Raw genomic sequence first — 10,070 nt, 5'->3', positions numbered from 1 at the left:
CCTGGAGGGGTGGGTGAGCGTCGGGCGGCGCATCCAGCGCCGTGAGCACTGCGCGCAGGTCGCGAGGGTCTGCTGAGCGGCGGGTCAGTGAGCGCGCGGCGACGGAGACGGTGGTCTGGCCCTCGCGTGAGGCGACGCGCACCCAGAGTTGGCGGCGTCCGACGGTCAGCGAGATGGTCAGGCCGATCAGGAGCATGAGGCCGGCCAGCAGTGAGATCTCCTTGCCGGGGTCATAGGCGACCTGGAAGTTGGCGAACTGCGCGACGCCGTCGAAGGTCAGGCTGCCGCCGTCCGGAAGCCGCATGGTGTCCCCGACGCGCATGGTCTGGGTCAGCGGTGCGCCCGAGGTGGCGCGGTAGGGCGTGAGGGAGTCGGTGTCGAGGAGGAAGACCGACTCCGGTGCCCCGTCGTCCAGCCCGAGGTCGCCGGAGTAGGCGCTGAGGCTCAGTTGCGGGTTGAGCGTGTCGGGGAAGCCCGAGTAAGCGCCGCCTTGCGGCCCTGCGACGGCGGTAGGCAGGAAGACCCCCTCGAACGCGAGGCCCTGTGGCTGGGCGTCTGGGGCCTTGATGACGCCGTCGGAGGCGAAGGAGCCGTCGGTCGGCAGGAAGATCGTGGGTCCCTCGAAGACCGTGCTGCCAGTGCTGTCCTTGACTGTCACGCTCGGGGCGTAGCCGTGGCCGGTCAGGAAGAACTTGGTCTCGTCGACGTCGAGCGGCTCGTTGGGACGCACCGACACCGTGCGAGGCTCGTCCGCCCCGGCGACGTAGGTGACCCGCGCGTCGAAGTCGCGGGGCTCGCCACGCTTGGGACCGACCAGTGCGTACTCCGCGTCGAAGGAGTCCAGGGTGATCGCGACGTCCTCCAGGTTCTCGATGTCGGTCCAGACCGCGGGGGTGAACGCGTCGTACTGCGAGACCACGTTGGTGAACGTCGTGCCCTCGACCAGCGCGACACGTCCCTCGAACCCCAGGAGGCGTCCCACACCCACGCCCAGCAGCAGGACCAAGAGCGAGAGGTGGAACATCAGGTTGCCGACCTCGCGGACGTAACCACGCTCGGCCCGCACCTGGTCCTGGTCCGAGGTGATGCGGTGACGGCGCCTGCGCAGGGTGGTCTCGGCTTTCGCCAGGACCTCGGCGGCGGGGACTGGCGTGGTCCAGGAGGCGTGCCACTCCTCGCGGTCCAGGTGACGAGGTGCACGAGCGGGTTCGGCTCGGACCGAACGCCACAGAGCCGCACATCGGGGGAGGACGCATCCCGTCATGGAGACCAAGAGCAATAGGTAGATGGCGGCGAACCAAGACGACGCGTAGACGTCGAAAAGGTCGAGTCGGTCGAGCCACGGCGCGAGCGTGGGGTGCTCGAGGAAGAACCGATCCACGGTCGCTGGGTTGCTCGCGACGTTGCGCTGGGGAAGCAGCGACCCAGGGATTGCTGCGACCGCGAGCAACGCCAGCAGGACGACCGCGGTGCGCATCGAGGTGAGGTTGCGCCACAGCCAACGCCCCCACCCCTGGGGCGTCCTGGGGGTCGTAGGTGTAGCAGGAGGTCTGATGACCTGGGTCGTCACGACATGGCCTCCGGGTCGTAGTGCTCTGGCGCAGCGCCGACGAACGGACCCGTCACGGGAGGTTCGGAGCCACGTTCATCGGCGCTGCTCCGGACAATCTACTACTAGCGGTAGTAGTAGATGTTCTCGGACCTGCAACTACTACTTGACCTAGTTGACTCCTCAGGTTCGCCGCGGTGGCGGCGATAGGAAGGACCTCCGGGCACGCGAGGTGGCTGAGACGACAGGGACTGACATGACAAAAGTTCAAGGCGGTGATGAGCCGAGAGGATCCGGAAGGAAGAAGAAGCTGCTGAGCGGCATCGTGCTGGCCGTCGTGGTTGCCGCGGCTGCGTACTGGTTCGTCCTGCGCCCGACTTCCGAGCTGCCTCCAGAGCCAGGCGAGGCGCTGGTGCTCGAGTCAATCCAGGTCAACCTGGCACAGGGGCACTACCTCCGGGTCGCGGTGGTGCTCCAACTCTCCACTGAGGTCTCTGAGGAGGTCGACGGCAGCAAGGCCCTGGATGCCACGATCGAGCTCTACTCAGGTCGGCCCGTCGCGCAGATGCTGGACAAGGCGAGGCGGGCTGAGCTCAAGGCGGAGCTCGGTGCACGGGTTGCGGAGCTGTACCCCGATGAGGTGCTGGGGATCTACTTCGCAGAGTTCGTCACCCAGTAACGAAACTTCGGTGCTTGCGACCGAGGAAGTGCCCCTTCCACGAATCTGTGAGGGGCACTCTGGGGTCGTCATCAAGGTCGTCCTCATCACTCGACATGTACCGAGCGGGTCACGGCTGCCTCCACGCCGCATCGTCACGAGACGTCTCTCGCAAGCGTGAAGTTCGGGGGGTGCTGGAAGCAGGGGTGCGTTGTCGTGGTCTTGTCGGGAGTCCTACGTGCTTTTTGGTTCTGCGTCTGCAGCGCGAGGGCGGCCCGATCAGGCGCGTCGCATCGTGACCCAGGTGAATTGCTGGTCGGCGCCCCCTGGGGTGCGGTGCAGCCGTGTTTCGGCGTGGGTGAGGCTGAAGGCTGGCGCGAAGAGGTTTGCAAGGTCGTCGGCCGAGTGCTGGGCGGTCGGGAGGCCTGAGCAGGACGTGGGTCCGTCGGGCCCGAAGGTCGCAAGGACGAGGAGGCCACCAGGGAGAGGGCGTGCTCCGCACGTTGTACGTATGACGCTTGGTCGACCGGATCGGTGAGGAAGTGAAGGACTGCGCGGTCGTGCCAGGCGTCGTAGGTGCGCGACGGCTCCCACTGAAGGACGTCGCTGACGATGTAGGTAACCCGCTGCTCCGACGGCCCGAGCCGCCCGCGGGTTGCCGCGAGGGCCTCATGGGAAATGTCGAGCGCTGTGATGTCGTCGCGGCCGTCGGCGAGGAGCGCGTCAGGAAGCCGAGACGCGCCAGCGCCGATGTCGATCACCGAGCCGGGCTGCCCGCGAAGCCGCTCAACGGAATGGGCAGGGGTCTCCTCGAACCAAGAGACCGTGTGAAGGTCGCGTGAGGAAAAGACGTCGTCCCAATGGCTGGTCTGGATGCCCCCCTGGTCTGCAGCGCTCATGCCGCCTATCTTGCCGCGTCAGGTCGTGTCTTGCCCGACGCGCTCACCGTCAGCTGCGAGGGAGGTCGCATTGCCTCTCCCTGGAGTCGGTGGTCTGACCAGGGCTGGGGCCGCGGCCGAAGACGACTGCCGTTCGTCGCAGCTGCGAAGGACGGTCAGGAGTGGATCGGCGGCGCTAGAAGTACGTGTCATCGCCGCGACTTGGCCTGGGCTGCGACGAGCCGGAACGCCGGCAGCGATAGACGTGGAATGGTCCGCGTCGTCGCGCTGACCAAGTGGTCGAGAATCGGCGCCCGCGCAGTCTGGATTGTGCGAACGACCCCCCATAGTTCCTCGCGGTGCGTGACTCGAGGGTCTGCGCACCTACCCGCCGCGCTGTCTGGACCCCTACAGAACCCAATTGAGCTGCCGAATGCCCGGACGATCAGCGCCAAGATCGCCGGGCTTGCTTGGCGAGGCATTGGGCATTGCAGTCCGCCGCGCCTTCAGTCACCGGTATGCAGCCCCTATGACTGCGCGGGCCTTCGCAATCTTAATCCCGAAGCGATGCCGCTGCAGTGGCGACCTCGTCGCCGGCCGCCGCCTCCTGGGCCGCCGGCTTCGTGCCGCTGCAGAACCCGCGTCAGCAGGAGCGCTCAACTCTACTAAGTCCGCTGTTGGGCCATGCGTAGACATTCAGCGATTGGTCAGGCGCCTGGATTCTAATCAGGGGTGTTTGGTGATGCTGGACGATTTGCCTGACAAGCCGCACAATCGTGGTGGAGGCCAAGGCGGCGGTGGACGGATGACCGTCGTTGCTGGACGCGCGAAGTCGCTCACTTCATCGGGGAAGAGAGCCGCGGTCTCTCCGTAGCGGTCTCGGGTTATGACATTTTCCGCAACAGCACATGTGTCTTACCAGCTCATCGACGCGAAGCACTTTTGCTTTCGGTCGGATCGGGTTTCGTGTGATCGCCCGCGCCTATCTTGGCACTTAGGTGAACAAGACGAGAGGACACGGGATTTATGTCATTGAATGAGGCACGGACGCCGATCGCCGTTTCACGACTGCAGGAAGGCGGCTCAGCGCAGCCATACTCATCAGCCGCCGCGCAGTTACGACGACGCCGCCGACCATGGGTCTTGGCATTCTGCGCGGCTCTTGTGGCTGCCGGCGGCCTGGGGACCGCGTTCGCGTTCACCTCGGTCAACGACACCCAAGAGGTACTCGTCGTTAATAACGACGTCAAACGCGGCGAGACCATCGAGGCCGGCGACCTCGTCGTTGTGCAGGTCAGGGTGGACCCGGTGTTGACCCCGGTCCCTGGCGGCCAGAAGGCCGAGCTCGAGGGCAGCCGCGCCGCCGTCGACCTGTGGGCTGGCACCCTGCTCAGCGCGCAGGCAGTCACCGACAACCTGGTGCCGGGGGAGGGGGAGTCCCTGGTGGGCATCAGCCTTACTCCCGCCCAGATGCCGTCGGAGCCGCTCTACGGCGGCGACGTCGTGCGGATCGTCACCACGCCCGGAGATCAGGGCGAGGTCACCGACAGGGAGCCGGTAACGATCGAGGCCACCGTCGTTGGTGTTAACCGGGTCGAGGAGACGGGGGAGACCGTCGTCGACGTCGCGGTGCCCGAAAGCGAGGCGGCCGAACTGGCTGCCCGGGCTGCCACCGGACGGGTCGCACTCGTCCTGGACGCCCGGGAGCGCTGAGGCATGGCGGTGATCGTCCTTGCCTCCGCGAGCGGTTCGCCCGGCGTGTCCACCACGGCGCTCGGGCTAACGCTCAACTGGCCGCGTCCCGTACTCCTGGTCGACGCAGACCCGACCGGATCCTCCTCGGTCTTGGCCGGCTACTTCAAGGGCGCCCAGGAGCCGACCGGTGGCCTGATCAACCTCGCTCTCTCCTTGCGCGAGGGAACGCTGGCGGACGCACTGCCCCGGGAGACGCTGCTGTTGGACCCCGAGTCGCCGGCCGAGCGGTCTGCTTGGTTCCTACCCGGCATCCGGGCCCATGAGCAGGCCCCCAGCCTGCTGCCCCTGTGGGAACCGCTCACCGAGCAACTGCGCGCCCTCGACCGCAACGGCCAGGACGTCATCGTCGACGCCGGACGACTCGGCCTCGCCGGCTGGCCACAGCCGCTGATCGCTGCCTCCGACCTGACCCTGCTCGTCACCCGCAGTTCGCTGCCGGCACTGGCCGGTGCCACAAGTTGGGCCAAGACCCTGCGGGCACAGTTCGCCGCGGTCGGTGGGCTCTCTCGTCTCGGGTGCCTTCTCGTCGACGAGGAGCGCCGCTGGCCCTCGCTTCCCACCGGCGCCCGAGTGAGGCCCTACACCGCACGCCACATCGCCAAGGCCCTGCAGATCCCCGTGGTCGCCTCTGTGGACTGGGGGCCCGAGGTGGCCGAGGTCTACTCCCACGGCGCTCGCAAGCCTCGCAAGTTCGAGTCCTCCGGACTGCTGCGCGGCTACCGGGGCAGCACCGCGGTCATCCAGTCCATCCTCGGCGCCAACCAGGCAGCCCTCGCTCCCACGAACGGAGGCCACGCATGAGCACCAACGGACACCACCCGGAGACCGACGGCCGTGACCCGCTGCGCGCCGACGAGTGGCTCGAGGCCCGCCACGCCGCGAACCGCGAGCAGACCTCCCCGTTCGCCCGCGGCCGCAGCATCAAGGGCACCCCGCCGCCCCAGCCGCCGGTCGTCGAGGACCACGACCCGACCTCGCTGCCGATCTTCGCCTCCGCTTGGACCAGCGACAGCGAGGGGCAGCCGCCCGGCCGCGCCCGCTCGGAATTCAGCCTGCGCCCACTGGTGGTGCCCGCAGAGGAGCACCACAACATCCACGGCACGGATGGCGAAGTCGAGCTGGACTGGGAGCTGGTCGCGCAGTACCGCGCCGAGATCTCCTCGCGCCTGACCGCCCGACTCGACAAGGAAGGTGGCCGGGTCACCGAAGAGGACCGCGAGCAGATGGGCCTTGACGTCATCGAGGAGCTCATCAAGTCCGAGGCCGAGACGCTGGTCTCCACCGGCCGGCCCCCGTGGACGAAGGACCAGGAGAAGGCACTCAAGTCCGCCCTCCACGCCGCCCTGTTCGGACTCGGCCGCCTGCAGCCGCTGGTCGAGCGCGAGGACGTCGAGAACATCATCGTCATCGCCCGCGGCCCGGTCTGCTCGGTGTGGCTGGAGCTGGTCGACGGCACCCTTGTGGAGGCCGCCCCGATCGCCGACTCCGAGGACGAGCTGCGCGAGTTCCTCTCCGACCTCGGCGCACGGCAGAACCGGCCCTTCACCGAGGCCCGTCCGCACCTGGACCTCCGGCTGCCCGGGGGAGCGCGGCTCGCGGCCGGCTCCTGGGTGATGGCATGCACCTCGGTGGTGATCCGGCGCCACGGCATGCGCGAGGTGTCGATGGACGAGATGGTCTACGACCGCAAGGCGTGTAGCCCGGTCCTGGCCGACTTCGTCGCCGCCTGCGTGCGCGCCGGCAAAAGCATCGTCGTGTCCGGGATCCAAGGCTCTGGCAAGACCACGTGGGTCCGCGCCCTGGCTTCGTGCATCCCGCCTTGGGAGATGATCGGCACCTTCGAGACCGAGTTCGAGCTGCACCTGCACGAGCTGGTCGACCGGCACAAGATCGTCCACGCGTGGGAGCACCGCCCGGGATCCGGCGAGGTCGGCATCGACGGACGCCAGGCCGGTGAGTTCAGCCTCGAGGAGGCCATCCACCACTCCTTCCGGTTCAGCCTCGCCCGCCAGATCGTCGGCGAGGTCCGCGGCCCCGAGGTCTGGAACATGCTCAAGGCCATGGAGTCCGGCCCGGGCTCGATCAGCACCACCCACGCCCGCAGCGCCGAGCACACCATCGAGAAGCTCGTCTCCTGCGCCATGGAGAAGGGCCCCCAGGTAACCCGCGATCTGGCGATCAGCAAGCTCGCCGCCGCGATCGACATCGTGATGTACCTGCGCTCGGATGTCGTCGCTAATCCCGACGGCACCTTCCGCAAGCAGCGCTGGGTCGAGGAGGTCCTGGTCGTCCAGCCCAGCATCGACGCCGCAAGGGGATACGCCACCACCCCGATCTTCGCCCCTAACCAGCTCGGCCAGGCTGTCGCGACAGGCAAGCTCGACAACTTCCTCGCCCAGGAGCTGGCGAGGCATGGGCTCGACCTCGAGGCGTACAAGGCCGAGTCCCTGGGCAACCCGGGGGTGGCCACCTCATGAGCACCGTGTTCCTGCCCGCCGTCTTCGGCGCCTTTATCATCATCGGACTGATCGGGATGGTCTACTCAATGATCCCGGCACCGCCCAAGCCGCAGCGGCCCGCCCGGAGCGTCACCCCGTTCGGACGGCTGGGGAACTGGTTCGTCCGGCTTGACCGCCGCACCCGGATGCTGATGGTCGGCGGTGCCGTGGCCGGCCTGCTGGTCGCGCTGGTGACCGGCTGGGTGATCGCGATCGTGCTCGTCCCGGCCGGGATCATCGGTATCCCGCTGCTGCTCACGCCCCCGCCGGCGGCCGCGAGCATCGAGATGCTCGAGTCGCTCGAGGAGTGGACGCGGTCCCTCTCAGGCAAGCTGACCGCCGGCCAGTCCCTGCGCTCGGCGCTCATCAGGTCCCTGCAGTCCGCGCCGGCGCCGATCGAACGCGAGGTCGGGCTGATGGTCTCCCGGCTGTGGAATAACTCCGCCAGCACCGAGGACGTGCTGCGCGCCTTCGCCGAGGACCTCAACGACTCCACCGGCGATGTCGTGGCCAGCCAGCTGATCTTGGCCGCCAGCGGCCGCGGCCAGGCCGGACTGTCGAAGGCGCTGGACGCCCTCGCCGAGACCGTCGCCTCCGATGTGCGCGCTCGCCGCCAGATCGCCGCCGACCAGGCCAAGCCCCGCACCACCGCCCGCACCGTCACCGTGATCACCCTCGGTGTGCTCGGCATGCTCGCGTTCACCGGCGACTACATCGAGCCCTACGGGTCCCCGCTCGGCCAGGTCATCCTCGCCGTCCTGCTCTCGGCCTACGTGGCGACCTTGCTGTGGATGCGCCGGATGGCGGTCGCCAAGCCGCTCCCGCGGTTCCTCGACCTCCAGGCCCGCAATGCGCACCGCGCCGCCCTGCGCACGGCACCGGGCGAGAAGGAAGGAGCGCTCGCATGACCGGCCTGCAGATCGCCCTCGCAAGCGGCGCCCTCCTCGGGCTGGCCCTCGCCCTGCTCGTGTGGCGCCTCGCGCCGTCGGACCCTGATCTGGTCGACGCCCTAGACCGTCTCTCGCCCGACCACGTCGTGCCCCGCCGTAGCGCCCACGGCCTCGACGACGCCGGCACCGACACCGGATCGGCGGTCGATCGGATCGGCCTGTGGGCGTTGAAGAACCTGCCCGGCGGTGCCTGGGCACACACGCCCCGCAAGGACCTGGCGCTCCTGCAGATCAGTGAGACCCGGTTCTACGGCGAGAAGGTCGTCTGGGCGATGCTCGGGCTGATCATGCCGCCGCTGCTGGCTGGGTTCTTCAGTCTGATCGGGCTCCCGCTACCGTTCGCGATCCCCACCCTCGGGTCGCTGGCCATGGCCGCGCTGTTCTGGTTCATGCCCAATCACAACGCCGCCGACGACGCCAAGAAGGCCCGCATCGAGTTCAGCCGAGCGCTGGGCGCCTACATCGACATGGTCGCCACCGGCGTACGCGACGGATCCAGTGGCCAGCAGGCGCTGCGCTCCGCGGCCGAGGTGGGCGACACCTGGGTGTTCAAGCGGATCGAGAGCGAGCTGCGCCGCTCCCGCTACATGACCCGCGCACCGTGGGACTCCCTGCACGGTCTGGCCGACGAGCTCGGCGTCCCCGAGCTCGACGACCTCGCCGACATCATGCAGCAAGCCGGCCAGGACGGCGCTCAGATCTACAACAACCTCCGAGCCCGCGCCGCCGCACTCCGCTCGGCGATGCTCAGCGCCGAGGTCGGCAAGGCCAACTCCACGTCTGAGCGCATGTACATCCCCGCCAGCCTGCTCGGCGTCGTCTTCATGGCGATGCTCGTCGCCCCCTCGATGCTCCGCTTCACCACCTGACCGACCTAACACCGACCCCAAAGAAACCGGGTCACCCAGACCGCAAACCGAACAACCAGGAAGGAAGAACACCGATGTTGAAGCTCTCCATCGACCTCCAGCTGGCGGCGCTGACCACGCTCGCCTCCCTCGAGGACCGCGTCACCAAACAGCGCGACGAGCGCGGCTCCGTCACGATCGAGCAGGTCATCTGGGCGGGCGCGGTGATCGTCATCGTCGGCATCGTCGTAGCGGCCATCAAGTTCTTCGTGACCAGCGAGTCCGCCAAGATCAAGTAGGCCGCCATGTTCGCCAGCCTCCATCGCCGCAGCCGGGACGAGCGCGGGTCGGTGACCATCCAGATGGTCTTCCTGATGCCTGCGCTCTTCCTGCTGATGTTCCTCGGCCTTCAGGGCGCCCTGTACTACCACGCGAAGCAGGTAGCGCTCGCGGCCGCGCAGGAGGGCGCCCGTGAGGCAGGCAGCGAGACCGGCACCCGCGACGCCGGTGTGGCCACGGCGAACACGTTCCTCCAGGACGCCGGCGGATCCGACGTGATGACCTCCACGACCGTCTCCGGATCACGGACCACGACCACGGCCACGATCACCGTGACGGGCAAGTCCATGAGCGTCATCCCCGGCTGGCACGTGACCGTCACCCAGAGCGCCAGCGTCCCGGTCGAGAGGCTCACCGAGTGACCAGGCAGGCGAGGCGGACCAGCGCACGCCGCCGGCGCCGGGACGAGCGCGGGTCGGTGGCCATCGAGGCCGCGATCGGTGTCCCGGCCTTCGGCCTGTTCGTGGCGATGATCATCCTCGGCGGCCGCGTGGAGATCGCCAAGCAGTCCGTGGACGCAGCCGCCTACGAGGCGGCACGAGCGGCCTCCATCGAGCGAACTCAGAGCGAGGCCATCACCTCCGGCAAGTCCGCG

At 68.2% G+C, this 10,070-nt stretch carries 10 protein-coding genes; 9 read left to right on the top strand and 1 reads right to left on the bottom strand.

The window, feature by feature from the left end:
• Nucleotides 1–1,477: cytochrome c biogenesis protein ResB (locus AAG827_RS21200; RefSeq protein WP_341928198.1), on the bottom strand; the 1,477-nt coding region annotated here is incomplete at its 3' end.
• A gap of 328 nt (nt 1,478–1,805) precedes the next feature.
• Between AAG827_RS21200 and AAG827_RS21195 the strand changes: the two genes are divergently transcribed.
• The 9 genes from AAG827_RS21195 to AAG827_RS21155 form a co-directional block, all read left to right on the top strand.
• Nucleotides 1,806–2,228, top strand: a complete 423-nt coding sequence (locus tag AAG827_RS21195; RefSeq protein WP_341928197.1) for a flagellar basal body-associated FliL family protein — start codon at nt 1,806–1,808, stop codon at nt 2,226–2,228.
• 2,000 nt (nt 2,229–4,228) lie between these two features.
• A complete protein-coding gene (locus AAG827_RS21190; RefSeq protein WP_341928196.1) occupies nt 4,229–4,798 on the top strand; it encodes an SAF domain-containing protein in 570 nt (189 codons plus the stop codon).
• Nucleotides 4,799–4,801: 3 nt separating this feature from the next.
• The gene (locus tag AAG827_RS21185) at nt 4,802–5,641 is read left to right on the top strand and encodes a hypothetical protein (protein ID WP_341928195.1); all 840 of its coding nucleotides are present in this window, start codon (nt 4,802–4,804) and stop codon (nt 5,639–5,641) included.
• Complete coding sequence (locus tag AAG827_RS21180) at nt 5,638–7,317, top strand: CpaF/VirB11 family protein (RefSeq protein ID WP_341928194.1); 1,680 nt, start codon at nt 5,638–5,640, stop codon at nt 7,315–7,317. Before AAG827_RS21185 ends, AAG827_RS21180 begins: the two co-directional genes overlap by 4 nt.
• Nucleotides 7,314–8,246: a type II secretion system F family protein gene (locus AAG827_RS21175; protein ID WP_341928193.1), complete on the top strand. Its 933-nt coding sequence runs from the start codon at nt 7,314–7,316 to the stop codon at nt 8,244–8,246. The genes AAG827_RS21180 and AAG827_RS21175 overlap by 4 nt, the downstream gene beginning before the upstream one ends.
• Nucleotides 8,243–9,157 carry a type II secretion system F family protein gene (locus AAG827_RS21170; RefSeq protein WP_341928192.1) on the top strand — a complete coding sequence of 305 codons (915 nt, stop codon included), beginning with the start codon at nt 8,243–8,245 and terminating at the stop codon, nt 9,155–9,157. Before AAG827_RS21175 ends, AAG827_RS21170 begins: the two co-directional genes overlap by 4 nt.
• Before the next feature lie 74 nt (nt 9,158–9,231).
• On the top strand, nt 9,232–9,435 hold the full coding sequence (locus tag AAG827_RS21165) for a hypothetical protein (RefSeq protein ID WP_341928191.1): 204 nt from the start codon (nt 9,232–9,234) through the stop codon (nt 9,433–9,435).
• A 6-nt stretch (nt 9,436–9,441) separates the two neighbouring features.
• A complete protein-coding gene (locus tag AAG827_RS21160; RefSeq protein WP_257429276.1) occupies nt 9,442–9,837 on the top strand; it encodes a TadE family protein in 396 nt (131 codons plus the stop codon).
• Nucleotides 9,834–10,070 (top strand): TadE/TadG family type IV pilus assembly protein (locus AAG827_RS21155; RefSeq protein ID WP_341928190.1); only part of this gene is annotated, 237 nt, incomplete at its 3' end. The genes AAG827_RS21160 and AAG827_RS21155, both read left to right, overlap by 4 nt.

This window comes from Nocardioides psychrotolerans (genome assembly GCF_943371775.1).
In the GTDB taxonomy this organism is placed as follows: Bacteria; Actinomycetota; Actinomycetes; order Propionibacteriales; family Nocardioidaceae; genus Nocardioides; species Nocardioides psychrotolerans_A.
The sequence above is the reverse complement of the archived record's forward strand: the minus strand, read 5'-3'. Positions and strand labels throughout refer to the sequence as shown.